The organism is Pseudomonas sp. TMP9 (assembly GCF_037943105.1).
Classification (GTDB): Bacteria; Pseudomonadota; Gammaproteobacteria; order Pseudomonadales; family Pseudomonadaceae; genus Aquipseudomonas.
Genome location: NZ_CP149803.1, coordinates 3,360,294 through 3,387,273 on the forward strand (window position 1 = coordinate 3,360,294; position 26,980 = coordinate 3,387,273).

At 59.0% G+C, this 26,980-nt stretch carries 29 protein-coding genes; 17 read left to right on the forward strand and 12 right to left on the reverse strand.

What is annotated here, in order from left to right; all coding sequences use genetic code 11:
• The first annotated feature begins 142 nt into the window (after positions 1–142).
• Together WF513_RS15785 and WF513_RS15790 are read left to right on the forward strand one after the other, a co-directional pair.
• On the forward strand, positions 143–1,354 hold the full coding sequence (locus tag WF513_RS15785) for a putative DNA modification/repair radical SAM protein (RefSeq protein ID WP_339080352.1): 1,212 nt from the start codon (positions 143–145) through the stop codon (positions 1,352–1,354).
• Positions 1,354–2,232 carry a TIGR03915 family putative DNA repair protein gene (locus WF513_RS15790; RefSeq protein ID WP_339080353.1) on the forward strand — a complete coding sequence of 293 codons (879 nt, stop codon included), beginning with the start codon at positions 1,354–1,356 and terminating at the stop codon, positions 2,230–2,232. The genes WF513_RS15785 and WF513_RS15790 overlap by 1 nt, the downstream gene beginning before the upstream one ends.
• Here the strand turns inward: WF513_RS15790 and WF513_RS15795 are convergent.
• Together WF513_RS15795 and WF513_RS15800 are read right to left on the reverse strand one after the other, a co-directional pair.
• Positions 2,198–3,343 (reverse strand): PilT/PilU family type 4a pilus ATPase, encoded by a 1,146-nt coding sequence (locus WF513_RS15795; RefSeq protein WP_339080354.1) that lies wholly within the window; start codon positions 3,341–3,343, stop codon positions 2,198–2,200. The genes WF513_RS15790 and WF513_RS15795 overlap by 35 nt on opposite strands.
• A 105-nt stretch (positions 3,344–3,448) precedes the next feature.
• Positions 3,449–4,483, reverse strand: a complete 1,035-nt coding sequence (locus tag WF513_RS15800) for a type IV pilus twitching motility protein PilT (protein ID WP_339080355.1) — start codon at positions 4,481–4,483, stop codon at positions 3,449–3,451.
• Positions 4,484–4,546: 63 nt separating this feature from the next.
• Here WF513_RS15800 and WF513_RS15805 point away from each other — a divergent pair, with 63 nt between their 5' ends.
• From WF513_RS15805 to WF513_RS15855, 11 genes are all read left to right on the forward strand, one after another.
• Positions 4,547–5,236, forward strand: coding sequence for a YggS family pyridoxal phosphate-dependent enzyme (locus tag WF513_RS15805; protein WP_339080356.1), 690 nt, complete (start codon positions 4,547–4,549; stop codon positions 5,234–5,236).
• A gap of 32 nt (positions 5,237–5,268) precedes the next feature.
• Complete coding sequence (gene proC, locus WF513_RS15810) at positions 5,269–6,102, forward strand: pyrroline-5-carboxylate reductase (RefSeq protein WP_339080357.1); 834 nt, start codon at positions 5,269–5,271, stop codon at positions 6,100–6,102.
• Positions 6,103–6,111: 9 nt separating this feature from the next.
• Complete coding sequence (locus WF513_RS15815) at positions 6,112–6,702, forward strand: YggT family protein (protein WP_339080358.1); 591 nt, start codon at positions 6,112–6,114, stop codon at positions 6,700–6,702.
• 13 nt (positions 6,703–6,715) lie between these two features.
• Positions 6,716–7,012, forward strand: coding sequence for a DUF167 family protein (locus WF513_RS15820; protein WP_339080359.1), 297 nt, complete (start codon positions 6,716–6,718; stop codon positions 7,010–7,012).
• Between the two features lie 231 nt (positions 7,013–7,243).
• Positions 7,244–9,226 carry a dynamin-like GTPase family protein gene (locus tag WF513_RS15825; protein ID WP_339080360.1) on the forward strand — a complete coding sequence of 661 codons (1,983 nt, stop codon included), beginning with the start codon at positions 7,244–7,246 and terminating at the stop codon, positions 9,224–9,226.
• An 89-nt stretch (positions 9,227–9,315) separates the two neighbouring features.
• On the forward strand, positions 9,316–10,455 hold the full coding sequence (locus WF513_RS15830) for a homoserine O-acetyltransferase (protein ID WP_339080361.1): 1,140 nt from the start codon (positions 9,316–9,318) through the stop codon (positions 10,453–10,455).
• A 2-nt stretch (positions 10,456–10,457) separates the two neighbouring features.
• Positions 10,458–11,078, forward strand: coding sequence for a methionine biosynthesis protein MetW (gene metW / locus WF513_RS15835; RefSeq protein WP_339080362.1), 621 nt, complete (start codon positions 10,458–10,460; stop codon positions 11,076–11,078).
• Between the two features lie 40 nt (positions 11,079–11,118).
• Complete coding sequence (locus WF513_RS15840) at positions 11,119–11,538, forward strand: DUF4426 domain-containing protein (RefSeq protein ID WP_339080363.1); 420 nt, start codon at positions 11,119–11,121, stop codon at positions 11,536–11,538.
• A gap of 13 nt (positions 11,539–11,551) precedes the next feature.
• Positions 11,552–12,148 (forward strand): RdgB/HAM1 family non-canonical purine NTP pyrophosphatase, encoded by a 597-nt coding sequence (rdgB, locus tag WF513_RS15845; RefSeq protein ID WP_339080364.1) that lies wholly within the window; start codon positions 11,552–11,554, stop codon positions 12,146–12,148.
• 2 nt (positions 12,149–12,150) lie between these two features.
• The gene (gene hemW, locus WF513_RS15850; RefSeq protein ID WP_339083625.1) at positions 12,151–13,329 is read left to right on the forward strand and encodes a radical SAM family heme chaperone HemW; all 1,179 of its coding nucleotides are present in this window, start codon (positions 12,151–12,153) and stop codon (positions 13,327–13,329) included.
• 31 nt (positions 13,330–13,360) lie between these two features.
• Positions 13,361–13,684 (forward strand): DUF3392 domain-containing protein, encoded by a 324-nt coding sequence (locus tag WF513_RS15855; protein ID WP_339080365.1) that lies wholly within the window; start codon positions 13,361–13,363, stop codon positions 13,682–13,684.
• Positions 13,685–13,743: 59 nt separating this feature from the next.
• Here WF513_RS15855 and WF513_RS15860 read toward each other — a convergent pair whose 3' ends face one another.
• From WF513_RS15860 to WF513_RS15880, 5 genes are all read right to left on the reverse strand, one after another.
• Positions 13,744–15,087, reverse strand: coding sequence for a DUF1329 domain-containing protein (locus tag WF513_RS15860; RefSeq protein ID WP_339080366.1), 1,344 nt, complete (start codon positions 15,085–15,087; stop codon positions 13,744–13,746).
• 178 nt (positions 15,088–15,265) lie between these two features.
• Entirely contained in the window at positions 15,266–15,985 is a 720-nt protein-coding gene (trmB, locus tag WF513_RS15865) for a tRNA (guanosine(46)-N7)-methyltransferase TrmB (protein WP_339080367.1), read from the reverse strand.
• A gap of 174 nt (positions 15,986–16,159) precedes the next feature.
• Entirely contained in the window at positions 16,160–16,951 is a 792-nt protein-coding gene (locus WF513_RS15870) for a thiazole synthase (protein WP_339080368.1), read from the reverse strand.
• Positions 16,952–17,006: 55 nt separating this feature from the next.
• Positions 17,007–17,207, reverse strand: coding sequence for a sulfur carrier protein ThiS (gene thiS, locus WF513_RS15875; RefSeq protein ID WP_339080369.1), 201 nt, complete (start codon positions 17,205–17,207; stop codon positions 17,007–17,009).
• A 117-nt stretch (positions 17,208–17,324) separates the two neighbouring features.
• Complete coding sequence (locus tag WF513_RS15880; RefSeq protein WP_339080370.1) at positions 17,325–17,696, reverse strand: DUF423 domain-containing protein; 372 nt, start codon at positions 17,694–17,696, stop codon at positions 17,325–17,327.
• A 67-nt stretch (positions 17,697–17,763) separates the two neighbouring features.
• Between WF513_RS15880 and mtgA the strand changes: the two genes are divergently transcribed.
• On the forward strand, positions 17,764–18,504 hold the full coding sequence (mtgA, locus tag WF513_RS15885; RefSeq protein ID WP_339080371.1) for a monofunctional biosynthetic peptidoglycan transglycosylase: 741 nt from the start codon (positions 17,764–17,766) through the stop codon (positions 18,502–18,504).
• A gap of 1 nt (position 18,505) precedes the next feature.
• Here mtgA and WF513_RS15890 read toward each other — a convergent pair whose 3' ends face one another.
• The 5 genes from WF513_RS15890 to ftsY form a co-directional block, all read right to left on the reverse strand.
• Positions 18,506–19,117 carry a hypothetical protein gene (locus WF513_RS15890; RefSeq protein ID WP_339080372.1) on the reverse strand — a complete coding sequence of 204 codons (612 nt, stop codon included), beginning with the start codon at positions 19,115–19,117 and terminating at the stop codon, positions 18,506–18,508.
• Positions 19,118–19,177: 60 nt separating this feature from the next.
• A complete protein-coding gene (gene rpoH / locus WF513_RS15895) occupies positions 19,178–20,032 on the reverse strand; it encodes an RNA polymerase sigma factor RpoH (RefSeq protein ID WP_339080373.1) in 855 nt (284 codons plus the stop codon).
• Between the two features lie 112 nt (positions 20,033–20,144).
• Complete coding sequence (ftsX, locus tag WF513_RS15900; protein ID WP_339080374.1) at positions 20,145–21,161, reverse strand: permease-like cell division protein FtsX; 1,017 nt, start codon at positions 21,159–21,161, stop codon at positions 20,145–20,147.
• Complete coding sequence (ftsE, locus tag WF513_RS15905) at positions 21,158–21,829, reverse strand: cell division ATP-binding protein FtsE (RefSeq protein WP_339080375.1); 672 nt, start codon at positions 21,827–21,829, stop codon at positions 21,158–21,160. The genes ftsX and ftsE overlap by 4 nt, the downstream gene beginning before the upstream one ends.
• A gap of 1 nt (position 21,830) precedes the next feature.
• On the reverse strand, positions 21,831–23,318 hold the full coding sequence (gene ftsY / locus WF513_RS15910; RefSeq protein ID WP_339080376.1) for a signal recognition particle-docking protein FtsY: 1,488 nt from the start codon (positions 23,316–23,318) through the stop codon (positions 21,831–21,833).
• A 205-nt stretch (positions 23,319–23,523) separates the two neighbouring features.
• Here ftsY and WF513_RS15915 point away from each other — a divergent pair, with 205 nt between their 5' ends.
• From WF513_RS15915 to rsmD, 3 genes are read left to right on the forward strand one after another with little or no spacing between them, the layout of a single operon-like run.
• Complete coding sequence (locus tag WF513_RS15915) at positions 23,524–24,879, forward strand: pitrilysin family protein (RefSeq protein ID WP_339080377.1); 1,356 nt, start codon at positions 23,524–23,526, stop codon at positions 24,877–24,879.
• Complete coding sequence (locus tag WF513_RS15920; RefSeq protein WP_339080378.1) at positions 24,872–26,347, forward strand: pitrilysin family protein; 1,476 nt, start codon at positions 24,872–24,874, stop codon at positions 26,345–26,347. Before WF513_RS15915 ends, WF513_RS15920 begins: the two co-directional genes overlap by 8 nt.
• Complete coding sequence (gene rsmD, locus WF513_RS15925; protein WP_339080379.1) at positions 26,347–26,952, forward strand: 16S rRNA (guanine(966)-N(2))-methyltransferase RsmD; 606 nt, start codon at positions 26,347–26,349, stop codon at positions 26,950–26,952. The genes WF513_RS15920 and rsmD overlap by 1 nt, the downstream gene beginning before the upstream one ends.
• Positions 26,953–26,980: the final 28 nt, after the last annotated feature.

A 26,980-nucleotide genomic window follows, 5' to 3' on the forward strand; every position in this document is an offset into this window, starting at 1 on the left:
GCGTGAGTGAGATCTGACGTCACACTCTACGCAAGGTTCGGCAAGCGGGGAAATCCGCTGTGCAGGTTGCAATGCCAGCGCTTGATACCCGTCAAAGAATGCTAAATACTGTATGCATAAACAGTTACTTTTAGGCATAACCATGCAGCTGATCGAAAAACTTACCGTGCTCGCCGATGCCGCCAAGTACGATGCTTCTTGCGCCAGCAGCGGCGCGCCGACGCGCAGTTCCAAAGGCAAAAGCGGTGTGGGCTCAACCAACGGCATGGGCATTTGCCACAGCTTCACCCCTGACGGCCGCTGCGTAGCCCTGCTGAAAATACTGCTGACCAACTTCTGTTTGTACGATTGCCAATATTGCGTCAACCGCCGCTCCAGTGATGTGCCGCGAGCGCGCTTCACCCCTGAAGAAGTGGTGACCCTGACTATCGATTTCTACAAGCGCAACTGCATCAGCGGGCTGTTTCTAAGCTCAGGCATCATCCGCTCAGCGGACTACACCATGGAGCAGCTGATCCGCGTGGCCAAACTATTGCGCGAAGAACATGAGTTTCGTGGCTACATCCACCTCAAGACCATCCCCGACGCCGACCCGCTGCTGATTGCCGAGGCCGGCCGCTACGCCGATCGCCTCAGCGTGAATATCGAACTGCCCACCGAAGCCAGTCTTATTCGCCTGGCACCGGAAAAACAGGTGCGCACCATCAAACAAGCCATGCACTCGATTCATCAGGGTGAAAGCGAAGCTCGCGCCGATAAACGTGCACCCCGCTTCGCCCCCGCAGGGCAAAGTACGCAAATGATCATCGGTGCCGATGCCACCGATGACAGCACCATCCTGCACACCGCCGCCACACTATATGGTGACTACCGCTTGCGCCGCGTGTATTACTCAGCCTTTAGCCCGATCCCGCAAAGCCCGAATACCGTGCCTTTTGAAGCGCCACCGTTGCTGCGCGAGCACCGCTTGTACCAAGCGGATTTTCTGATGCGCGGCTATGGCTTTGAGGCCAGCGAGTTGCTCAGTGGCCCCGGCAATCTGGCGTTGGACATCGACCCAAAGCTGGCGTGGGCGTTGAATAACCGCGCGTATTTCCCCGTCGACCTTAATCGCGCTGAACCGGCGATGATTGCCCGAATACCCGGCATCGGCGTGCTGAGCGCAAAACGCTTGGTCGCCTTGCGCCGGCAGAAACGCATCCGCTTCGAAGACCTCGCCCGCCTGCGCTGCGGGCTTGAAAAGGCCAAGCCTTTTATCATCACCCAAGATTACCGACCCGTGCAGGCCACGCGCGAATCCCTCCTGCTGCGCCAACAACTGAGTGAAACACCCGCACAAATGGCCCTGTGGTGATGCACAGCGCCACCTTCGATGGCAGCTTTGCCGGTTGGCGTGATGCCGCTAGGGCGTTATTGCAGCAGGGTGTGGCACCGCATCACGTCAACTGGCTGGGTGACGGCGATACGTCTGGCCTGTTTGACCAAACGCCTGATGCCGTCAGCACGCAACCGGCCACGCCTGCCCCGCGGATCCCCAAGCAGCTGCTGGAGTTACTGCAAAGTGCCGCACGCTTTCGCGTTGAAGACCGCTGGAGCTTGCTCTATCGGATTCTCTGGCGAGTCGCCCAAGGTGATCGCGCTGCCATGCTGGCGGGGGATATGGATGGCAGCCAACTGCATAAACGACTTAAAGCGGTGCGCCGCGAGGCCCATCATCTGCATGCATTTTTGCGTTTCCACCCCCGCCCGGCTAACGCCGAAGGCCCGCAACTGGTGGCCTGGCACGAACCCGCTCATGACATTTTATCCAGCGCCAGCGAGCACTTTGCCGAACGCTTGGGCCGCAGCACCTGGCTCATTGCTACACCGGATGACGGGGTTTATTGGGACGGTCAGCGCCTGCATTACCAGCGCCACTGCCCAACAGAATGGCAACGGCTGGCGCAAAATCCTGAGGATGATGGTGAGGCGCTGTGGCTGGCGTATTACGGCAGCACCTTTAACCCCGCGCGACTAAACCGCAGTGCTCTGGAAAACAGCATGCCGGTACGCTTTTGGAAAAACCTACCAGAAGGCCCGCTGATCCCACGCTTGATGAGCCAAGCCCGCGCCGGCGCACAGCGCGACGGCCAGGCCGAAGCCGTCACGCGCCAGAGCGGCAAACGCATTCGCCATAGCGCAGCGAAGGCATTAGCTGTTAGCGAAAACGTCGGGCCGGATCATCATCACTGATCTCCAGCGACAAGCCTTGCGCCATGCTACTGAGGTGATCGCCATCGGTTTCTGAGCCGAGCTTAATCATTAGGCGCAGATCGTTAGCCGAATCGGCATACAGCAGCGCGTCTTCGTAGGTGATCTCGCCATGGCTGTAAAGGTTGTACAGGGCCTGATCAAAGGTCTGCATGCCCTGCTCAGTGGAGCGCTTCATCAGCGCCTTGAGTTCATGCACCTCACCTTTGCGGATCAAGTCGGAAGCCAGTGGGGTGTTGATCAACACCTCAATAACTGCACGACGGCCTTTGCCATCTGGCGTCGGGATGAGCTGCTGGGCGACGATGGCCTTGAGGTTCAGCGACAAGTCCATCCACACCTGATTTTGTCGATCAGCCGGGAAGAAGTTGATGATGCGGTCCAGCGCCTGGTTAGCGTTGTTGGCGTGCAGCGTGGCCAGACACAGGTGGCCCGTTTCGGCAAAGGCCACAGCGTGGTCCATGGTTTCGCGGGTACGCACCTCACCGATCAAAATGACGTCTGGCGCTTGGCGCAGGGTGTTCTTTAGCGCCACTTCGAAGGACTCGGTGTCGATGCCAACCTCACGCTGCGTGACGATACAGCTCTGGTGCTGGTGGATGTATTCGATGGGGTCTTCGATGGAGATGATGTGGCCGCTGCTGTTCTTATTGCGGTAGCCAATCATCGCCGCCAGCGAGGTCGACTTACCGGTACCGGTTGCGCCCACAAACAACACCAAGCCGCGCTTGGTTAGGGCCAATTTTTTGAGAATCTCCGGTAGCTTCAGCTCGTCTAAAGTCGGGATATTAGTTTCGATACGGCGCAACACCATGCCAGCCAGATTGCGCTGATAGAAGGCACTTACGCGGAAACGACCCACACCGCGAGCACTGATGGCGAAGTTGCACTCATGGTTTTCAGTAAAGTCGCGCCGTTGCTGCTCGTTCATCACAGAGTGCACGGTTTCACGGGTTTGCTCAGGCGACATGGGCGTCTTGGTGATCGGCATGATCTTGCCGTTGACCTTCATCGACGGCGGCACGCCAGCGGTAATAAACAGATCTGAGCCGCCCTTTTCGACCATCAGGCGCAGCAGTTTTTCGAATTCCATCGTTGTTCGCCCATGTGCATCACGCAGTTATGCAAGGCCAGCGACAGGCGTGTGGAATGCCGCTGGTGACGGCCCGAAAGGCGATTGCCGCTCGGGACTGTCGAGTTAAAAATTTTCCGGTATTTTAGCTTTCTCGCGTGCCGCTTCACGGCTGACGATGCCTTTGGACAGCAAGGTTTTCAGGCACGAGTCGAGCGTTTGCATGCCCAGCGAGCCGCCGGTCTGAATCGCTGAATACATCTGCGCGACCTTGTCCTCGCGGATCAAGTTACGAATGGCCGGAGTGCCGATCATGATTTCGTGGGCTGCCACGCGACCGCCGCCAACCTTCTTCAGCAGGGTTTGCGAGATCACTGACTGCAAGGATTCAGAAAGCATGGAGCGCACCATGGACTTTTCCTCAGCCGGGAATACGTCCACCACGCGGTCGATAGTTTTAGCCGCCGAGGTGGTGTGCAAGGTGCCAAAGACCAAGTGCCCCGTTTCTGCAGCCGTCAGGGCCAAGCGGATGGTTTCCAAGTCGCGCATCTCGCCCACCAGAATGATGTCCGGATCTTCGCGCAGCGCTGAGCGCAGGGCTTCAGAGAAGCCAAGGGTGTCGCGGTGGACTTCACGTTGGTTGATCAGGCATTTTTTCGATTCGTGAACGAACTCGATCGGGTCTTCAACCGTCAGGATGTGGTGATATTTGTTGCTGTTTATATAGTCGAGCATCGCCGCCAACGTGGTCGACTTACCGGAACCAGTCGGCCCGGTAACCAACACTAAACCGCGCGGCACATCAGAAATCTTACGGAAAATCTCGCCCATGCCGAGGTCTTCCATGCTCAGCACTTTCGACGGAATGGTCCGGAACACGGCGCCAGGGCCACGGTTTTGGTTAAAGGCGTTAACCCGAAAGCGCGCCACACCCGGCACTTCAAAGGAGAAGTCGGTTTCGAGGAACTCCTCGAAGTCCTTACGCTGCTTGTCGTTCATGATGTCGTAGATCAGTGCATGCACTTGTTTATGGTCGAGTGCAGGCAAATTGATCCGGCGAACATCACCGTCGACCCGAATCATCGGAGGCAGGCCAGCGGAGAGGTGCAGGTCCGATGCACCTTGCTTGGCGCTGAAGGCCAGCAATTCAGTGATATCCATGGGACTCCCTAATGACAGACAAGCAGGTAGAATGCCGCGAAACCCACGCGGCGGGCGCGAGTAATGTCCACGATAGCAGAGAATATTGCAAAGGTCGGAGTGCGCATACGTGAGGCGGCGCAAGCCTCACAGCGAGATTGTGCCTCTATTGGCCTGCTCGCGGTGAGCAAAACCAAACCGGCAGAAGCGATTCGCCAGGCGTTTAGCGCCGGCACCCATGACTTCGGTGAGAACTACCTACAAGAAGCGCTGGATAAGCAGCAAGAGCTGAGCGATCTGGCGCTGACGTGGCACTTTATTGGGCCTATCCAATCGAACAAAACCAAATCCATCGCCGAGCATTTCAGCTGGGTGCATTCGGTGGACCGCCTGAAAGTCGCTGAGCGCCTTTCAGCACAACGCCCCGCACACCTGCCGCCGTTAAATATTTGCTTGCAGGTGAATGTCAGCGGTGAGGCCAGTAAATCTGGCTGCAGCCCCGACGAGCTAACGGCATTGGCACAGGCGGTTACACAACTGCCCAACCTGCAACTGCGCGGATTGATGACAATTCCCGAGCCCACGGACGACCCCACCGAACAACGCGCTGCATTTGCCCGTTTACGCGAGTTGCAACAAGGTCTGCACTTGGGCCTCGACACGCTGTCCATGGGCATGAGCCATGATCTGGAAGCCGCCATCGCCGAAGGGGCAACATGGGTGCGCATCGGCACCGCGCTATTCGGTGCACGTGATTACAGCAAGCCCGTTTGAGTTTGCCTTCAGCTTTGTTAAGGAAACCCGCTATGAGCACTCCCCGCATTGCCTTTATTGGCGCAGGCAATATGGCCGCCAGCCTGATCGGCGGCTTACGCGCGCAAGGCGTCGACGCCAGCGCCATTCGCGCCAGTGACCGCGGAGCCGAGCAGCGCAGTAAAATCAGCGCTGAATACGGCATCGAGACTTTTGCCAGTAACGCTGAGGCGATTGCTGACGCTGACGTGATTGTGTTTTCGGTCAAACCGCAGGTCATGAAAGAGGTCTGCTTAGACCTCGCCCACCATATTGGCGAGCAACAACTGCTGGTTTCGATTGCGGCCGGCATCAGCTGCGCCAGCCTGCAAAACTGGCTGAGCCAAAGTCCAGATGCAGCCCCCGCCATTGTCCGCTGCATGCCCAATACCCCGGCCTTGCTGCGCCAAGGGGTGAGTGGCCTGTACGCTAACGCGAATGTCTCGCCGAACCAGCGCCAGCAAGCTGAACAGCTGCTTAGCGCGGTAGGGCTGGCCTTGTGGCTGGATAAAGAGGCGTTGATTGACGCTGTAACAGCGGTGTCGGGCAGCGGTCCTGCGTATTTTTTCTTGCTCATTGAGGCGATGACGGCCGCCGGCGAGAAACTTGGTTTGCCGCGCGAAACAGCGGCCCAGCTGACGCTGCACACCGCTCTGGGCGCTGCACGCATGGCGGTGGCCAGCGATGTTGACGCCAGCGAACTGCGTCGCCGCGTCACCTCTCCGGCCGGCACCACCGAAGCGGCCATCAAGAGCTTCCAAGCTGATGGTTTCGAAGCACTGGTCGAAAAGGCCCTTAACGCTGCCGCCCACCGCTCTGCCGAGCTGGCTGAACAACTAGGTCAATAAGGAACGAAGATGATCGGACTTAACACCGCCGCTGTTTATATTCTGCAAACCATTGGCAGCCTTTATCTGCTGATTGTGTTGCTGCGCTTTATCTTGCAACTGGTCCGCGCGGACTTCTACAACCCGCTCAGTCAGTTCATCGTGCGCGCGACCCACCCGCTGCTGAAGCCTTTACGCAAGGTTATACCCAGCTTGGCCGGGCTTGATTTGGCCTCATTGGCCTTGGCAATTCTGGTGCAATTGGTGCTGATGGCGCTGACCCTGATGCTGCTGGGTTATGGCTTGGATAATCCGGTTCAGCTGCTGGTTTGGTCTATCATTGGCGTCACGGCGCTGTTTCTTAAGGTGTTCTTCTTTGCCTTGATCATTAGCGTGATCCTCTCTTGGGTCGCGCAGGGCAGCCAAAACCCCACGGTGGCGCTGGTCAACCAGATCTGTGAACCATTACTGACGCCAATCCGCCGCATCTTGCCGAATCTGGGCGGGCTGGATTTATCGCCGATCGTGGCCTTCCTGATCCTCAACCTGATCGACATGCTGGTTATCCGCAATCTCGCCGTCATGACGGGCATGTATAAGGGCCTAAGTTTGGCAATCTGAGCCCGAGCGCTGGATGAGCCATTTTCGCTGGGACGGCGCCGACCTGATCCTTGAATGCCACCTGCAGCCCAAGGCAAGTCGCGCTGAGTTCGCAGGCCTGCACGGTGATCGCGTAAAGATCCGCCTCACCGCACCGCCTGTAGATGGCAAGGCCAATGCACAGCTATTGGCCTTTCTGGCCAACGCCTTCGCCGTCAGCAAAAGCCAGGTCAGCCTGGAAAGTGGCCAGCAGAGCCGGCAAAAGCGCGTGCGCATCAAACAACCGCAGATTCTGCCCGGCCAGCTCTTACTGACCACTCAGTCACCCTGAGTGACCACAAGGCGGCCGTGCGACAGCGTACAATTGACCGCGCAACTGCAACCCGCATAATGGCTAGCAGGCCAATCAACTGCTTTCTGCATTCGGCTTACTGGGATAACCCTTTTAAGAGTGTCTGCCGCGCGGGTTGATCGCGGTCTAGTTGCCTGAGTGGCCCCTTCACTCTTGGCCACAACGCGCAATCGCCCCGTAATGGATGCGCTAACCGGAGGAAAGCCAAGGATGAGCATGGAACGTCTCAGTCAGCAGGTCGATGCTTACGTCACCTGGAAGCGTGAGTTGATGCGCGAAATCACCCGCTACCGTAGCTGGCTGGTGAGCAATCGACTCAACTCCGAAGCGGTGGAAGGCAAGCTTGAGCGGGCCTTGAAGCTGCTGCGCACTGACCACATCACCTTGGCGTTTGTCGGCGAGTTCTCACGCGGTAAAACTGAGCTGATCAACAGCCTGTTCTTCTCGTCTTTCGGCCAGCGCATGCTGCCATCCCAGGCGGGGCGCACTACCATGTGCCCCACCGAGCTGTTCTTCGACCCGCGCTCGGAACGCTCCTATATTCGCTTGCTGCCGATCGAGACGCGCGGCTCAGAAGCCAGCGTCGCGCAGTTCAAACGCATTCCGCGGCACTGGGTCAATATCACCCTCGACCTCAGCGACCCAGACAATATGGTTCAGGCCTTCAACCAAGTGGCCCGCACCAAGCCCATGCCGGTTGAGCAGGCCATTGCCTTGGGCTTTCACCCGGACATGCTCGAAAGCACAGGTAAACCCGGCGAAGTGCTGGTGCCTGCTTGGCGGCATGCCATGGTCAATTTTGACCACCCGCTGCTGCGCCAAGGTTTACGCATCCTCGATACGCCCGGGCTTAACGCGCTGGGCAGCGAGCCGGAACTGACCCTGTCGATGCTGCCCAGCGCCCAAGCGATCATCTTCCTGCTGTCCGCTGATACCGGAGTGACAGCCAGCGACATGGCGGTGTGGCAGCAACATGTGCGCCAGCTCGATGAAGACACGCAAACCTGCCTCTTCGCCGTCTTGAACAAAATTGACGTCCTGTGGGACGACCTGGCCGGTGAAACCTTTGTGCAAAACGCCATCCGCCAGATCCAAACCAACACCGCCAAACAGCTTGGTATCCGTATTGAAGACGTCCTCCCGCTCTCGGCCAAGCAGGCCATGCTGGCGAAAGTGCGTAAGGATAAAGAGCTACTGGCCCGCAGCCAGATCAGCAACCTAGAAAACCTGCTTTGCGAGCGCATCATCGCGCAGAAAGAGCGCCTGCTCGAAGACCGCGTGGTCAACCAAGTTTTGGCCCTGCTGCAGAACAGCCAGCACGTGCTCAACCTGCGCCTAGAAAAGGTCAACGAGCAGCACGCGCTACTCAGTAACCACGAGCAGGATAACGGCCAAATACTCTTCGAGCTGACCACCAAGACCAAAGAAGAGCACAACCAGCATCACAAGCGCCTGCTTGGCCTGAAAACCAATCAGCGCCTGCTCAAGCGCCAAGGTGACTTGCTGCGCCATGCTTCGCGCAGCGAACGTTTGGACGAACACCTGGACGAAGTGCGCAAAAACCTCAACGGCAGCTGGACGACTGTGGGGATCAACCAAGCGATCATGCGTTTCTTCCGCTGCGTGGAGCACGACCTGCACAACCTGGCGCACGAAGCCGAGATGGCCAACAAAATGGTCGCGGCCATTTACCGCCGGCACAATGAAGAAAACCCGCTACATGGCGTCGATGCACCGCAGTTCAACGCTAAGCGCTACCTGCGAGACCTCACCCAGCAGCAGGGCAAAGCCGACCAGTTCCGCCTGCAGCTGAAAACCCTGCTAACCGAACAACGCAGCCTAACCAAACGCTTCTTCGCGACCTTGGTACAAGAAGTCATCGGCTTGCACCAGCGCATGCGTCTGGACGCCGAACAATGGGCTAGCGATGCGCTAATGCCCTTGATGCAACACACCCTGGAACACAAACAACTGCTGGAAACCCACATGTTGCGACTCAAGGCGCTGGCTCAAGAGACTCAACAAGCGCGCCAACGCGGTCAACAACTGGTGCGTTACGGCGCCGAACTGGAGCAGCAACTGGCGCAGGCCGGCGAGATGGTGCGGGTGCTACGCCGTCCGGCGCCCGTGCAGCGTCAAGGTAAGGTAGTCAGCCTGCCAGGGCTGGCGCGCCCGCACAGCATCGGCGAATAGTCACACGCGTGTCTGCCCGGCTCCATGCGCTTGCCGCGTGGGGCGGCGCTCTTTAGACTGCGGCTCTTTGTTTATTTAGAGCAGGGTCGATGTCCACTGCCTTCCCCCAAGACTCCGTTGGCCTGGTAACCCCGCAGGTTCTGCACTTCGCAGAGCCTCTGGCACTGGCCTGCGGGCGCGACTTGGCCGACTATCAGCTGATCTATGAAACCTATGGCGAGCTTAACGCTACGGCCAGCAACGCCGTGTTGATTTGCCATGCTTTGTCCGGCCATCACCATGCCGCTGGCTACCACAGCGCGGATGAGCGCAAGCCCGGCTGGTGGGACAGTTGCATCGGCCCCGGCAAGCCGATCGACACCCGCAAATTTTTCGTTGTCAGCCTGAATAACCTTGGCGGCTGCAACGGCTCCACCGGGCCCAGCAGCGTCAACCCGGCCACTGGCAAACCGTTTGGCGCCGACTTCCCAGTCATGACCGTAGAAGACTGGGTGCATAGCCAAGCGCGTTTGGCCGACAACCTGGGCATCAGTCAATGGGCCGCTGTAGTTGGCGGCAGCCTTGGTGGCATGCAGGCCATGCAGTGGGCCATCAGCTACCCCGAGCGGGTGCGCCATTGCTTGGCGATTGCCTCGGCGCCCAAGCTCTCAGCGCAGAACATCGCCTTCAACGAAGTCGCCCGCCAGGCGATCCTCACCGATCCGCAATTCCACGGTGGGCACTTCCAAGAACAGGGCGTGATCCCCAAGCGCGGCTTAATGCTGGCGCGCATGGTTGGGCACATCACTTATTTGTCAGATGACGCCATGGGCGAGAAATTCGGCCGTGGCTTGAAGAGTGAAAAGCTCAACTACGACTTTCACAGCGTCGAGTTTCAGGTGGAAAGCTACCTGCGCTATCAGGGCGAGGAGTTCTCCACCCGCTTCGATGCCAACACCTACCTGCTGATGACCAAGGCGCTCGATTACTTCGACCCGGCGGCCAATCATGATGGCGACTTGGCCAAGACTCTGGCCGCTGTCAGCGCCGACTTCTGCGTGATGTCATTCACCACCGATTGGCGGTTTTCGCCGGCCCGCTCGCGGGAAATCGTCGATGCGTTGATCGCAGCGCAAAAAAACGTCTGCTACCTGGAAATCGATGCACCCCAAGGCCATGACGCGTTCCTGATCCCGATCCCGCGCTACCTGCAGGCATTCGACAGCTATATGAAACGGATTAAGGTGTAGCCATGCGCGCGGATCTAGAAATCATCCAAGAGTGGATTCCTGCTGGCAGCCGGGTCCTCGACCTCGGTTGCGGCAATGGCGAACTGCTCGCGTGGCTGACCGAACACAAACAGGTCAGCGGCTACGGTTTGGAAATTGATGCGGACAATATCGCCCAGTGCGTAAGCAAGGGCGTCAACGTCGTCGAGCAAAACCTCGATAAAGGACTGAGCAACTTCGCCAGCAACAGCTTCGATGTGGTGGTCATGACCCAATCGCTGCAAGCCTTGCATTACCCCGACAAAGTGCTTGCAGAAATGCTCCGGATTGGTAAAACCTGCATCATTACCTTTCCCAACTTTAGCCATTGGCGTTGCCGTTGGTACCTGACGACAAAAGGTCGCATGCCGGTGTCGGACTTTCTGCCCTACACCTGGTTCAATACACCCAACATCCATTTTTGTACCTTTGAAGACTTCGAAAACCTGTGCCACGACCAAGGCGCAACCATCAAAGATCGCTTAGCTGTGGACCGTGATCACCGGCACGGCTGGGCCAGCCGCCTGTGGCCAAATCTGCTGGGTGAGATCGGAATTTATCGCATCAGCGGTCAAGCCAGCACAGGCGTCAACAGCGTTACCTAAGCGGTCTTATCTCAGCCCGCTGTTCACTTGGAGAGCCACCATGCAACGCATCGCCTTACTGTTCATCGCCTTGTGCCTGAGCCTGCCCGCGCTGGCTGAACGCAAACAGAGCTTCGGTGATTTGGATGTGCACTACATCGCGTTTAACTCCGGCTTTTTACAACCGGATATCGCCGCCGCCAACAACCTGGTCCGCAGCAAAACCCAAGGCGTGGTGAATATTTCCGTGCTAAAAGCCGGCAAGGCCAGCAACGCCAGCGTCAGCGGCGTGGTCAAGGACTTGGTCGGGCGCAGCCATACGCTAACGTTTAAGCGGGTCAGCGAAGGCGAGGCGATTTATTACCTGGCGCAGTTCCCGTTTACTCAGCAGGAATTACTGCGTTTCAGCCTCACGGTTAGCGCGGCCGACGGCGTGGCGCACACACTCGAGTTCAACCAAGAAGTTTTCCCCGACGAATGATGGCCCTGAATACATGATGGATTTCAACGAGCTGGTGCTGGCCAGCCATAACGCCGGCAAACTCAAAGAGCTGCAAGCCATGCTCGGCGCCAGCGTGCGTGTGCGTTCGGTCGGCGAATTTTCACGTGTTGAGCCGGAAGAAACCGGCTTGTCGTTTATCGAAAACGCCATCCTCAAGGCACGCAATGCCGCGCGTTTATCCGGCCTGCCCGCGTTGGCCGACGATTCCGGGTTGGCGGTGGATTTTCTCGGCGGGGCACCGGGCATCTATTCCGCGCGCTATGCCGATGGCCAGGGTGATGCCGCCAACAACGCCAAGCTGCTTGACGTGATGCAAGCGCTGCCGGATGCAGAGCGCGGCGCGCAGTTCGTGTGCTGCTTGGCACTGGTGCGGCATGCCGATGACCCGCTGCCGATCATCTGCGAGGGCCTCTGGCATGGGCGCATTCTGCATGCCGCGCAAGGCGAAGAAGGCTTTGGCTATGACCCCCTGTTCTGGGTGCCCGAGCGCAACTGCTCCAGCGCGCAATTACCGGCCGCCGATAAAAACCAAATCAGCCATCGCGCCCGTGCCATGAGCCTACTGAAACAACGCTTAGGTTTGCTGTGAGCCTGCCCTCCTCTCCCCAGCGTCTATCCCAAGGGGAGACGGGTTTTCAGCTGCCGCCGCTGTCGCTCTACATTCATATCCCTTGGTGCGTAAAGAAGTGCCCGTATTGCGACTTCAACTCGCATACCGCAGGGCCTAATTTGCCCGAAGACGCCTATGTTGATGCGTTGCTTGCCGATCTGCAGGCTGACCTTGAGCATGTCCATGGCCGCGCACTCACCTCGATCTTTTTTGGCGGCGGCACGCCCAGCCTATTTTCAGCCAAGGCACTTGGACGCTTGCTAGAAGGCGTGGAACAACGCATCGCCTTTGCTCCGGACATCGAAATCACCCTAGAAGCCAATCCTGGTACCTTCGAGCAGGCCAAGTTCCGTGACTACCGCCACCTGGGCATTAATCGCTTGTCGATCGGCGTGCAAAGTTTTCAGGCACCCAAGCTGATCGCGCTGGGGCGCATCCACAATGGCGATGAAGCGGTACGCGCGGCTGATATGGCTCGCGCCGCCGGTTTCGACAACTTCAACATGGACCTGATGCACGGCCTGCCAGATCAGTCCATTGACGATGCCCTCAATGACTTGCGTATCGCCATCGCCCAAGGCCCGACGCACCTGTCCTGGTACCAGCTGACGGTGGAGCCAAACACGGTGTTTTGGAACCAGCCGCCAGTAATGCCCGAGGACGACGTGCTCTGGGATATCCAGGAAGCGGGTCAAGCCCTGCTGGCCGCTGAAGGCTACGCACAGTACGAAGTTTCGGCTTATGCCCACGCCGGTAAAGCGGCGCGGCACAACCTCAACTATTGGACCTTTGGTGATTTTCTCGGCATTGGTGCTGGCGCCCACGCCAAGCTGAGCAACCCGAACGGGCGCATCAGCCGCAGCTGGAAAACCCGCCTGCCCAAGGATTACCTGGACACTCGCAAACGCTTCAGCGCTGGCGAGCGCGCCCTAGAGGTCGATGAGCTGCCCTTCGAGTTTCTAATGAACGTGCTGCGCCTCACCGACGGCGCCGCCAGCGAGCTGTTTACTCAGCGCACCGGCTTGCCGCTAACCCAGTTTGCTGCAGCACGTGCCGACGCTGAGCAACGTGGCCTGCTAATCAGCGACCCATCCCGCCTGAGCGCGACCCGTGAAGGCCAGCTGTTTCTCAATGACTTGCTGCAACACTTTCTGCCCTAACGTATACGCCGCCTTGGCTAAGGAAACCTTGATGGATCTGCTACTCGACTTGATCGTCATCTTGTCCCGCTGGAGCCGCAGCCACCTTTACGACATCGCGCTGACAATTATGGCGACCCTGCTGGTGTTGTTCGGGCCTGGCATCAACGCGTGGGTGCAGCGCAACACCAGCAGCATGAACTTCATCTTTCGTACGCTGATCTTTGTCCTGCTATGCGCGGTGGGTTACGGCCTGTTGATCATCTTCGCCACGCCCTATCTGGCCAAGGGACTGGGCTTCTTCAACAATTTCACCCTCGCGCCGATGCTGATTTTGGTGTTCTTTATCATCGGCATCCTCGCCGACCGTAATTGAGCACACAGCAGATGCAAAAAGCCGCCCAATTGGGCGGCTTTTTTGCGTCTGCTAGAGGCTTAGTTGCCTTCGCGGCGCAGTGCCTGCGGGGTAAAATCGCGGGGCGATAGCGTGGCTTTGAAGTTGTACATCGGCTCGTTGTTATCCAGGCCATCAACGAAGTAGCGCTTACCCTTGAAGTCGTAGATGGTTTCCAAGGTACTGCCGAACATCGGTACATCGTAGTAGCTGATTGGGTGGCTTTCTTGCAGGCCACTCAGTGCGCCGCTCTTATCGTAAAGATCGACAGCGAGGATCTGCCAGCTGTCTTCGTCGATATAGAAGCGGCGCTTGGCGTATGGATGGCTAAAGCCTTTGCGCAAATCAGCCTCGACCACCCACACGCGGTGCAACTCGTAGCGCAGTAGTTCAGGGTTGACGCTGTTGCTGCGCAGAATGTTGTCGTAGGGAATGCCCTTCTGGTGCACGGCATAGCTGTTGTAGGGCACCAGCATTTCCTGCTTGCCGATCAGGTTCCACTCGTAACGGTCCGGAGCGCCGTTGTAGGAGTCGACCACGTCAGCCGTGGCCATGCCGTTGGTGTCTGGCTGCAGGGAGTCGTAAGCGAGCATCGGTAAGCGGCGTACGCGACGCTCACCTCGGTTGAAGCGCCACGCCTTACGGATGGCCAACACTTGGTCAAGGGTTTCTTGCACCACCAATGCCGACCCGGACAGCTTGGACGGCGCGACCACTTTGTACTTGTAGTAGAACAGGGTGTTGTCTAGGTCCTGCGGAGTGACGCCTTCACGACCGTAAAGGAAGTAAATATCGCGTTCCAGCTTAAGCAGGTTGTAGGCACCGTTGGCCAGCACAGCAGCTTGGTTGGTGACAAAACTTATCTGGTCGCCACGGTAGCGCATGATGTGGTTCCAGATGGCTTCCTGCCCAGTTTTCGGCAGCGGGAAGGGAATGCCGGCGGCCACCCCGTCAACACCATTACCGCCTGAAATCAGCTCAGCGGCCTGCGCATTAAAGCGCGTAGCGTCATAGATGCGCTGCGGCGCAGCGGCGCTGCGACGGGTCGGGAACACCCGCAGGTAGTATTGCGGGTTCTTTTCCAACAGCGCTTTTAAGCCAGCCGGTAGCTGCGCTTGATATTGCGCCATGTTCTGGCTGTTAACCTGATAGAGCGCGACATCGCTGCTGTAAGGGTCTGGATGGTGCATACCCGGCTGGAAGTTGGCTGGCGGCTGCGCCAGACCGCCGTCCCACGCGGGGATGGTGCCGGCCGCATTGCCTGCACGCTCACCGCCCAATGGGGTGAGGTCTTGGCCCAAGCGTGCAGCTTGGACACTGTCGACTTTGGCCTGCGCCTGCAGCGCACAGGTTGCTAGCAGCAGAATTGAAAGCGTTCTCAACACAGCGATCTCCTCGCAGCCTGGCCAGAGGCGGGGCTGCTGTTGTTATGTCCCAGGCTTGTACTTGGATATATTGGCCGTCTTGGTGAGGCGCCGTCCTGGCCTGCGTCGGATTGTTCCGATCTCTGCAATCACCCTTGCAATTATGGTCGTGCTGCGTTGATTGCTCAACGCGGGTCAATCAACTGATGCGCTGGAACTTCAAGTCCCACACACCGTGGCCCAACTTCTCGCCGCGGCGCTCGAATTTAGTGGTCGGGCGCTCTGTCGGGCGTGGCACATAGTGGCCGTCTTCAGCCACGTTCTGGTAACCGGGCGCTGCGCCCAGCACCTCCAGCATGTACTCCGCATAAGGCTGCCAGTCAGTGGCCATGTGCAGCACACCGCCGACCTTAAGCTTGTGTCGGACCAACTCAGCAAATGAAGCCTGAACGATCCGTCGCTTGTTATGCCGCGCTTTGTGCCACGGGTCCGGGAAGAATAGTAAGACGCGATCCAGGCTGGCGTCAGCCACGCAGTGACGCAGCACCTCCAGCGCATCGCAGGTGTAGACGCGCATGTTGCTGAGGTTTTGCGTCATCAAGCCGTTGAGCAGTGCGCCAACGCCTGGGCGGTGCACCTCAACCCCAATAAAGTCTTGCTCCGGCGCTGCAGCGGCCATTTCCAACGTCGAATGACCCATGCCAAAGCCAATCTCGAAGGTGCGCGGCGCCGTGCGGCCAAACAGCGCATCAAAATCCTGCGGACCATCCGCTAATGCGAGGCCAAATCTGGGCAAGCCTTGATCAAGACCGCGCTGCTGACCTTCAGTCATGCGCCCAGCCCGCATCACAAAACTTTTGATCGGACGATGCTTGGAGGTGTCTTCAGCCGGCTCAGGCTGTTGCTGCAATTCAGTCATGCTGTGCTCGTTATCAGGCGCGGCCCGAACATAATCGCGTGTGGCGAGAGGTCCGAGCGGAGGCAGTATTAGCAGTTTTACCCGTGGAAAAGCCGACGAGTTGACGAGGAAAAACGCGGCAATAACCTATTACGTATTGCGGCTGGTGTACTGCGTCAAACTCGACAGGCGTCTTTAGATCATTCCGTCCAGCGGCGAAGAGGCACTGGCATACAGCCTCTTCGGCATACGTCCGGCCAGGTAAGCCATGCGCCCGGCGATGATCGCGTGTTTCATGGCCTTACCCATTAGAATCGGATTTTGCGCATGGGCAATCGCGCTGTTCATCAGCACGGCCTCGCAGCCCAACTCCATGGCGATGGTGGCGTCAGACGCAGTGCCCACACCCGCATCAACCAGCACCGGCACGGTGGCTTCTTCCAGGATGATGCGCAGGTTGTAAGGGTTGCAAATACCCAGGCCGGTGCCGATCAAGCCAGCTAATGGCATGACCGCGATGCAACCCATAGCGGCCAGTTCGCGGGCGATGATCGGGTCATCGCTGGTGTACACCATCACGTCGAAACCATCCTTGACCAGCACTTCGGCGGCCTTGAGGGTTTCGATCACGTTAGGGAACAGGGTCTTCTGATCGGCCAGCACTTCCAACTTAACCAACTTATGGCCGTCGAGCAGTTCACGGGCCAAACGACAGGTGCGTACGGCCTCAACAGCATCGTAGCAACCCGCTGTGTTCGGCAGGATGGTGTAACGCTCAGGGCTGATTACATCCAGCAAGTTAGGCTCGCCAGGATTTTGCCCAATATTAGTGCGCCGCACTGCCACGGTAACGATCTCGGCGCCTGATGCCTCAATGGCCAAACGGGTTTCTTCGAGGTCTTTGTACTTGCCGGTACCGACCAATAAACGTGATTGGTAGGTGCGGCCGGCCAGGGTAAAGGGCTTATCGTTGACAACGTGACTCATGGTTAATCCTTGTGAAGTGCTCGGCAATCATCAATGGCAACGCTGCTAGCGGGTCTTAACCGCCACCAATGGCATGCACCACCTCAACCTGGTCACCTTCGCGCAACGCGGTGGTGGCGTGTTGGCTGCGCGGCACAATGTCTAAGTTGAGCTCGACTGCCACGCGACGACCGGCCAGATCCAGACGGCTAATCAAGCCGGCAACGGTTTCATCTTGGGGTAATTCAACTGTTTCACCGTTTAACTGGATGTGCATGACGGCTCGGTCAAAACGTGCAAAAGGGCTGGCATTCTAGCCTGATCATGGGCGCTGACCAAGACTAACGGCTGGCGCGCACCCCGCGTTCTGACCTGCGGGCCAAGCGGTGTTGCACTAAGCCAGCCGCCACGCCGCTAGGCCCAGACACAACCAACCCGCCAGAAACGCCACGCCACCGAAGGGCGTGATAATGCCTAGCGCCGAGATGCCGCTCAAGGTCAGCGCATACAGGCTGCCAGAGAACAGCAGCACGCCAACGGCAAATAACGCGCCAGCAACATTGACCACACGTGAGGGGCGCAGCAAGGCCAGTAACCCGACGCCAAACAGCGCCAATGCATGCACCAGTTGATAGTGCGCGCCGGTTTGAAATACCGCGAGATAGGCCGGCGTCAGCTGATCCTTCAACCCATGCGCCGCAAAAGCGCCCAAGGCGACCCCGGTAAAACCGGCACAAGCAGACAGTAATAACCACAGACGTGCCATGCATCACTCCAGCGATTTAAACGAGGCTGGCTATAATGGCCGGCAAATTCACCCTGGCCAAGCTCGTATGGTTCGCTCGCTCTTCCGTCGCCTGTTAAAACTTATGCTCTGGCTGGCTATCGGCTCGGTATTACTGGTGCTGCTGCTGCGCTGGGTGCCGCCACCCGGTACGGCGCTGATGATGGAGCGCAAGGTTGAGTCGTGGCTGAACAACCAACCGATTGACCTGCAACGCACGTGGCGACCCTGGAGTGAACTGCCCGATGACCTGAAAATGGCCGTCATCGCGGGTGAAGATCAGAAATTTGCCGAGCACTGGGGCTTTGATGTAGCCGCCATTCAGGCCGCTTTGGCGCACAATCAGCAGGGTGGGACACTGCGCGGCGCCAGCACGCTCAGCCAGCAGGTGGCAAAGAACCTGTTTCTCTGGTCGGGGCGCAGCTGGCTGCGCAAGGGTTTCGAGGTGTGGTTCACCGGGCTGGTTGAAATGCTCTGGCCCAAACAGCGGATTCTTGAGGTGTACCTCAATAGTGTTGAGTGGGGTGATGGCGTGTTCGGAGCTGAGGCTGCGGCGCGGCATCACTTCAACATCGGCGCGCCCTACCTGTCACGCCAGCAGGCCAGTTTGCTCGCCGCGGTACTGCCCAACCCGCGCGACTGGAGCGCCAGCCGCCCAAGCGCACACATCAGCCGCCGCGCCAGCTGGATTCGCCAGCAGATGTGGCAACTGGGCGGCAGCCATTACCTCAATCGCTTGCAGCCAAACCGTCCCGACTGGTTGCGTGAGTGGCTCCCCAGCGGCGTCTAAACTAGCGCTGTTTAAGTAGATGCCGCGGTACGGCGTAGAGAAAATACAGCTCGTCATCCTGCAAGTGGGCGGTCATACCCAACTCGGGATACACCCAGGCTTGACCCTCGGCCAGCTCCAGCGTCAGGCGCGGCTGGCCGATGCTGGCGGCTAGCCGCGCCGCATCCAGCGGTGCCGGCGGCAACAGGGTCAGCGCAATAATCGGCCGATTGGCCAGCGGCAACAGCATTTGCCGGCCGAGAGGTTGCGCTTTATCTGTGGGCTTGAGCCCGGCGGCGGCCAGTAAACTGTCACGTTCGGCTTGCTCGAGGCCAACTTCAGCCTCCAAAGACCAATTGCCTTGCGCATCCTCAAACTCCCCGCGATACAGCAGGCGCGCGCCATCCAGATTTGGCTGCAGCCACAAATCACCTTCTAGCGCGTCACGCAGGTGCACCAAGCTAAGCCGATCATCGGCCAGAGGGGTGAGCACATCGGTTTGCCATTGCGCCAGCCAGGGCAAGGGTTGCGCCGCTGGCTGCGGGCTCATCAGCCACGCCCCCCAGGCAAAAAACACGGCGGCGACCAGCGCGAAAATCAGCCATTGCTGAGGGCGTATGGACGGCAATTTCATTAGGGCGTTCCTTGGGCAGAAAAAAGCCGCACTAGGTGCGGCTTCTGACGGTCGTGCAATTTAGGCGGCGATCGAGCCCTTGAGCTTATTCATCGCATTCTTTTCCAGCTGACGAATGCGCTCGGCTGACACGTTGTATTTGGCCGCCAAGTCATGCAGCGTGGCTTTTTCCTCGGCCAACCAGCGCTGGTAAAGAATATCGCGGCTGCGTTCATCAAGCCCTTCGAGCGCCACGTGCAAGTTGGCGGTAGAGCTGTCGGTCCAATCAGAGTCTTCCAACTGGCGCGCCGGGTCGTAGCGATGGTCTTCTAAGTAATGCGCCGGCGACTGGAAGGCACTTTCATCGTCAGCCTCAGCGGCTGGATCGAAGGCCATATCGTGGCCAGTCAAGCGGCTTTCCATCTCGCGCACTTCACGCGGCTCAACGCCGAGGCTGGCGGCCACGGCATGCACTTCTTCGTTGTTCAGCCAAGCCAGACGCTTCTTCTGGCTGCGCAGATTGAAGAACAATTTACGCTGCGCCTTTGTTGTGGCGACTTTGACGATGCGCCAGTTACGCAGAATGAACTCGTGGATCTCAGCACGAATCCAGTGCACCGCGAATGACACCAAGCGCACACCCATTTCTGGGTTGAAGCGCTTAACGGCCTTCATCAGGCCAACGTTACCTTCCTGGATCAGGTCGGCTTGGGCCAAACCGTAACCGGAATAACTGCGGGCGATGTGCACCACAAAGCGCAGGTGAGCCAAGACCATCTGCCGAGCGGCTTCGAGGTCTTGCTTGTAGAAGAGACTTTCCGCTAGCTCGCGCTCCTGCTCAGGGGTCAACAGCGGAATGCCATTTACCGCATGCACGTAAGCCTCAAGGTTGGCACCCGGGACCAGCGCATGAACAGGTTGCAAAGAAGTGGACATTTGGATCCTCCGACTTATGAAATCGTGAGCAGTTTAGCACTGACAGATGAGACGTTGTGCGCGCGCACAAGTTCCTTTACACATAGTCAATATCAGGCAAAACAATAACTTACTACCTAGGTGACAATTCATTCAAGTGCCGCGCAACCGCCAGCCAGGCGCCAATATAGCCCAACAGTACCGCGCCGAGCAGCAGGGACAGACCATCGGCCATCGGCACACCACCCAAGGCGAAATCGCTGCCGTATAAATCCGCCAAGCGCACCACCGCATCGTTCAGCCAGCCAAGGCCATAAGCCAACAACAGCCAAGCTAGCAGGCCGGCGCCCAAGCCGTAGAGCGTACCCATATAAAGAAAGGGCCGGCGCACATAGCTGTCGGTACCACCGACCAACTTGATCACCTCAATCTCAGTGCGGCGGTTCTCGATATGCAGACGGATGGTGTTACCAATTACCAGCAGCAACGCCATGATCAGCAACAGGGTTAGACCGAATACAAACCGCTCACCCAGCTTGAGCATGGCGCTGAGACGCTCGACCCAAAGCAGGTCCAATTGCGCCTGCTGTACCCGTGGCAACTCGGCCAAGCGCAGACGTAAGGCTTCGAGGGCAACTTTATCGACCTCTTGCGGGGTCACCACAATCACCCCAGGCAGCGGATTATCCGGCAGTTCTTTTAGCGCTTCACCGAGGCCTGACTGCTGCTGGAACTCCGCCAGCGCCTGCTCGCGGCTGATCCACTCAGCTTCAGCCACATCGTCCATGGCACCGATTTGCTCACGCAGCGCCTGGCCCTGAGCCTCGCTGGCGTCGATCTGTAAAAAGAGGGAAATCTGCGCCGCACGCTGCCAAGACACACCTAAGCGCTCAACGTTATCCAGCAGCAGCGCCAGCCCCATGGGCAAACTCAGGGCCACGGCCATCACCAGGCAGGTGAAAAAGCTGCCAATGGGCTGCTTGGCCAACCGGCGTAGGCTGTCGACCAAACTGGCGCGGTGGCTTTCTAGCCAGGCATGCAGTTGGTGAGAAAAGCGTGGGTCATCATCCGGCGTCGGCGACTCCGACTTCTTCGGCGCAGCACCCACGCGCTGGGCAGGTTGCGGCGGCGGCATGCGAGTAGCGCTCATACGAAGGCCTCCCCATCACCAATCAAACGGCCGCGCTGCAATGTCAGCATGCGGTGGCGCATGCGCGCGATCAGCGCTAAGTCGTGGCTGGCGATCAGTACGGTGGTGCCCAGACGGTTGATGTCTTCGAACACGCCCATGATCTCCGCCGCCAAACGTGGGTCGAGGTTGCCCGTAGGTTCGTCCGCCAGCAGCAGGGCCGGCCGGTGCACCACAGCGCGGGCAATACCGACACGCTGCTGCTGACCGGTGGACAGGTCGCCGGGCGATTGATCGGCTTTATCGGCCAGCGATACGCGCTCCAGTGCGGTGCGCACGCGGCTGCCGATCTCATCTTTGGACAAGCCAAGAATCTGCAGTGGCAGCGCCACATTGTCGAACACGCTGCGATCAAACAACAGTTGATGGTTTTGGAACACCACACCAATCTGCCGACGCAAATAAGGTATTTGTGCGTTGGTGATGTGCGACAAGTCTTGGCCGGCCAGCAATAGCTTGCCGCTGCTCGGTCGCTCCATCGCCAGCAGCAGACGCAGCAGCGTGCTCTTGCCGGCGCCGGAATGGCCGGTGACAAAGAGGAACTCACCACGACGCACCTGGAAGCTCAGCTCGTGCAGCCCAACGTGGCCATTGGCGTAGCGCTTACCGACCTGCTCGAATTTGATCATCCTATTTCTCCGCGAACAGGGCCTGAACGAAGGCTTCGGCCTCGAAGGTGCGCAGGTCGTCGATGCCCTCACCGACGCCGATGTAGCGAATCGGCAAGGCAAACTGCTTGGCCAGGGCGAAAATCACCCCACCTTTGGCAGTGCCGTCCAACTTGGTCAGGGCTAAGCCGGTGAGCGTGACAGTCTGGTGGAACTGCTTGGCCTGATTGATCGCGTTCTGCCCGGTGCCCGCATCCAGCACCAGCAGCACTTCGTGGGGCGCGGTGTCGTCGAGCTTGCCGATCACCCGACGAACCTTTTTTAACTCTTCCATCAGGTTGTCTTTGGTGTGCAGCCGCCCAGCGGTGTCCGCGATCAGCACGTCCATGCCGCGCGCCTTGGCCGCTTGCACAGCGTCAAAAATCACCGAGGCGGAATCGGCACCGGTGTGCTGGGCAATCACCGCCACCTGATTACGCTCGCCCCACACTTGCAGTTGCTCAACAGCAGCGGCGCGGAAGGTATCGCCAGCCGCCAGCATGACTTTCTCACCGTCCTGCTGAAGTTTTTTGGCCAGTTTGCCGATGGTGGTGGTCTTGCCGGCCCCGTTTACGCCAACGACCAAAATCACGTAGGGCTGCTTGCTACTATCAATCTTCAGCGGCTGCTCGACCGGCTTCAGCAGCGCGGTCAATTCGTCTTGCAACGCCTTGTAAAGCGCACCGCTGTCAGCCAATTCTTTGCGCGCCACACGCTTGGTCAGGTTGCCGATGATCGCGGTGGTGGCCTCAACCCCGACATCGGCGGTCAGCAGGCGAGTTTCTAGGTCTTCCAGCAAGTCATCGTCGATGGCCTTCTTACCCAGAAACAGGCTGGCCATACCCTCGCCCAAACTGGCGCTGGTTTTCGACAGGCCTTGCTTAAGACGCTCAAGAAAACCGGCGCGAGCTTCTTCGGCTGTTTTTGTCGGTTCGACCACAGGTGCGACCGGTACGGGCGGCTCGATAACCGGCTCAGCGACTGCGGCCAGATCAACATGGGCATGCAGGACTTCGCTGCCCGCATTTATGCGAAAACGCGAGGTTCGTGGCGCTGCTGGTACCTGCGAGTCAGGCTCAGCCGGCGCGGACGCAGCAGGAGCAGGAGCAGGAGCAGGAGCAGGAGCAGGAGCAGGAGCAGGAGCAGCTTGATCCACCGGAGCAACCGGAGCAACCGGAGCAACCGGAGCAACCGGAGCAACCGGAGCAACCGGAGCAGGCTGCGGTTCAGCCACAGGCGTGTCGAGGGTTTTTACAGCATCCGGGGCGGCTTCGCTTTGCGGCTCAGGCGGAGCAGGCGCTGCCGGGGCACTAGGCTGCTCGCTGACAGGCACCGTGGGCGACTCATCGCCAGCCGGGGTTTGCGGCCTTTTGCGCAGCCAACCGAACAGGTCTTTTTTCTCAGTGGGCTTCTCGGCAGAGGCCGGCGTAGAGGGTGCGGGGTTCTTCTTGTCGTCGTTGGAACCAAACATGGAGGACGGCTATCTCAAAGGAGCGCCGCGCCTAGAAAAGCCTCTGAAAGCATTACTCACGCAGCATTAATAAGCTGAAGAGTGTACGCAGTAACAATCAGATGCTTTCGCAGGCGTGGTCGTCAGTAAAACGGATGCGTATCCTAGCACCTCCGCGCCCGCTGACGCTAAAACCAAGCGGGCCCGTCCGACAGGTCGAAAATTTATGCCGATGATTGCCCAACGCACCGCCGCCCTGCTGTTCGGTGTGCTCTGTACACCGCTGCTGGCTTTTGCCGCTGCACCGCAGCCGACCCACCAATTCAGCCTGGACAATGGCCTCAAGGTCATCGTGCGCGAGGACCATCGCGCTCCCGTAGTGGTCAGCCAACTCTGGTACAAAGTCGGTTCCAGCTACGAGTCACCCGGCCAGACGGGCCTGTCCCACGCCCTCGAACACATGATGTTCAAAGGCAGCCGTAAGCTCGGTCCCGGTGAAGCGTCAGGCATATTGCGCGAGCTGGGCGCTGAGGAAAACGCCTTTACCAGCGACGACTACACCGCCTACTACCAAGTATTGGCGCGTGATCGCCTGGCTGTCGCGCTGGAACTAGAAGCTGACCGCCTGGCCAGCCTCAAGCTGCCCGCTGATGAGTTCGCCAAGGAAATCGAGGTCATCAAAGAGGAGCGCCGGCTGCGCACCGATGACAAACCATCGAGCCTGGCCTATGAGCGATTCAAGGCCATGGCCTACCCCGCCAGCGGCTACCGCACGCCCACCATTGGCTGGATGGCTGACCTTGAACGCATGACGGTTGAGGAACTGCGGGCCTGGTACGAAACCTGGTACGCGCCGAACAACGCCACGTTGGTAGTGGTCGGTGATGTCAGCGTCGCCGAGGTGAAAACCCTCGTCGAGCGCTATTTCGGCCCAATCCCCAAGCGTTCTGTGCCCATTGCCAAGGCGCCGCTTGAGCTGGCTGCACCGGGTGAACGGCGCATCACCCTGCACCTGAAAACTCAACTGCCGAGCCTGATGATGGGTTTCAACGTGCCCGGCCTGGCTACCGCCGCAGAGCCTCGGCAGGTCTATGCCCTGCGCTTGGCAGCCGCCCTGCTTGATGGCGGTTACAGCGCACGCCTGCCCACACGCTTAGAGCGTGGCGAAGAGCTGGTGTCTGGCGCCTCGGCTTGGTACGACGGTTTCTCCCGTGGTGACAGCCTGTTCATCCTTTCCGCCACACCCAACGTGCAGAAAGATAAAACCTTGGCGCAGGTCGAGGCCGGCTTGTGGCGTGAGTTGCAGGACTTACAGAACAACCCGCCCAGCGCCGATGAGCTGGCACGCGTGCGGGCGCAGGTAATTGCCGGCCTGGTGTATGAGCGCGACTCGATCACCAGCCAGGCCACGGCCATCGGCCAACTGGAAACCGTCGGCCTGTCGTGGACGCTGATGGACCAGGAACTGGCCGAGCTGGAAGCTGTAACGCCAGCCGACATTCAGCTAGCCGCCAGCACCTTTTTTACCCGCGACCGCTTGAGCGTCGCCCATGTTCTGCCTGAGGAGAAGCACGATGAGTGAGCGCAATGGTCTGCGCTACGGCCTGCTTGGTCTGGCGTTACTGGTATTGCTGGCGCTACTGGCCATGGTTATCAACCGCCCGGATAGCCGCCAAACCGAGGTGCCTGTCGGCGACAGCATCGAATCCCTCGCCGCTCTTGGCGATCAACCGCCCAGCCGCCGCGACCTCAATATCCAAACGTGGCAAACCGCAGAAGGCGCCAAGGTGCTGTTCGTTGAGGCGCGCGAGCTGCCGATGTTTGATCTGCAACTGACCTTTGCTGCAGGCAGCAGCCATGACGACGGCAGCGCTGGCTTGGCCTTGCTGACCAACGCCATGCTCAACGAGGGTGTACCGGGCAAAGATGTTGGCGCGATTGCCACCGGCTTCGAAAACCTCGGTGCCAACTTCGGTAACGGTGCGTTTCGCGATATGGCCATCGCCAGCCTGCGCAGCCTCAGCGCCGCCGAGCAACGTGAGCCAGCCATGCAGTTATTCAATCAGGTCATCGGCCAGCCGACATTCCCTGATGACGCCCTCGCGCGAATCAAGAATCAGCTCTTAGCCGGTTTCGAATTCCAGAAACAAAACCCCGGCAAGCTGGCTAGCCTGGCGTTGTTCGAGCGCCTCTACGGCACCCATCCTTACGCCCACCCTAGCGACGGCAACGCCGAGTCAATCCCGATCATTAGTCGTGAGCAGTTGCAAGCCTTCCATGCCAAAGCCTACACAGCGAATAACGCGATCATTGCCCTAGTCGGTGACCTCTCGCGCAGCGACGCCGAGGCCTTGGCCAGTGCAGTGTCCGCAGCCCTGCCGCAAGGCCCTGCATTACCGCGCATCGCCCAGCCGCAAGAGCCCAAAGCCGGTCTGCAGCATATCGAGTTCCCGTCAAACCAGACCCACCTGATGATTGCTCAACTCGGCATTGACCGGCGTGACCCTGATTATGCGGCGCTCTACCTTGGTAACCAGGTGTTCGGCGGCGGTGGCTTCGGCACCCGGTTGATGACCGAGGTGCGTGAAAAGCGCGGCCTGACATACGGCGTCTACTCAGGCTTCAGCGCCATGCAAGCCCGCGGGCCGTTTATGATCAACCTGCAAACCCGTGCCGAACTCAGCGACGGCACCCTGCAACTGGTCAAAAGCATGCTCGCCGACTTTATCGCCAACGGCCCGACCGAGCAGGAGCTAAACAACGCTAAACGTGAGTTAGCGGGCAGCTTCCCGCTCTCTACTGCGAGCAATGCCGCCATCGTCGGCCAGCTAGGCTCCATGGGCTTTTATGACTTGCCATTGAGCTACTTGGAAGATTTTATGCGTGACGTGCAGGCGCTCACGGTCGAACAGGTCAAGACCGCTGTGGCCAAACGCCTCGACGTGAATGCGCTCGTCATCGTTACCGCGGGCCCAACAGTTACGCAAAAAGAGCTGCCGCCCCCCACCGACAACCCCATCGAACAACCTTCAGCCGTACCGGAACACTAATGAACCAACGCGCCAAATCACCTAAACCTGCCCCCGCCCACGGAGGCGACGGTCAGCTGCGGATCATTGCTGGGCAATGGCGTTCGCGTCAGTTCAACTTCCCCATGGCCGCTGGGTTGCGGCCAACGCCGAATCGGGTGCGGGAAACCTTGTTCAACTGGCTCGCCCCCTATGTCGAGGGCGCCAACGTACTCGACCTGTTTGCTGGCAGCGGCGCGCTGTTTCTTGAAGCGCTGTCGCGCGGAGCCGGCAGCGCCTTGGCGCTGGACCTCAACCCCGCAGCCATCAACAGCTTGCGCGGCCACCTGCACACGCTGAACTGCGACAACGGCCAACTGCAGCAAATCGACGCGCTGATTTACCTGCAACAACCTGCCGCCGCACAATTCGACCTGGTATTTCTTGACCCACCGTTCAGCCAAAATCTGCTTCTACCAGCCTGTAACCTGCTGGAACAGAACGGTTGGCTGGCGACCGATGCCTGGGTTTACACCGAAAGCGAACACTCACCCTCCAGCCTCGGCATGCCCGGCAACTGGCGTTTGCACCGCGAGCAGAAAGCCGGCCAGGTGTATTACGCGCTGTGGCAGCGGTCGGCAGCCTAGCTGCTTTTTTTTAGCGCTTAGCCTGGAT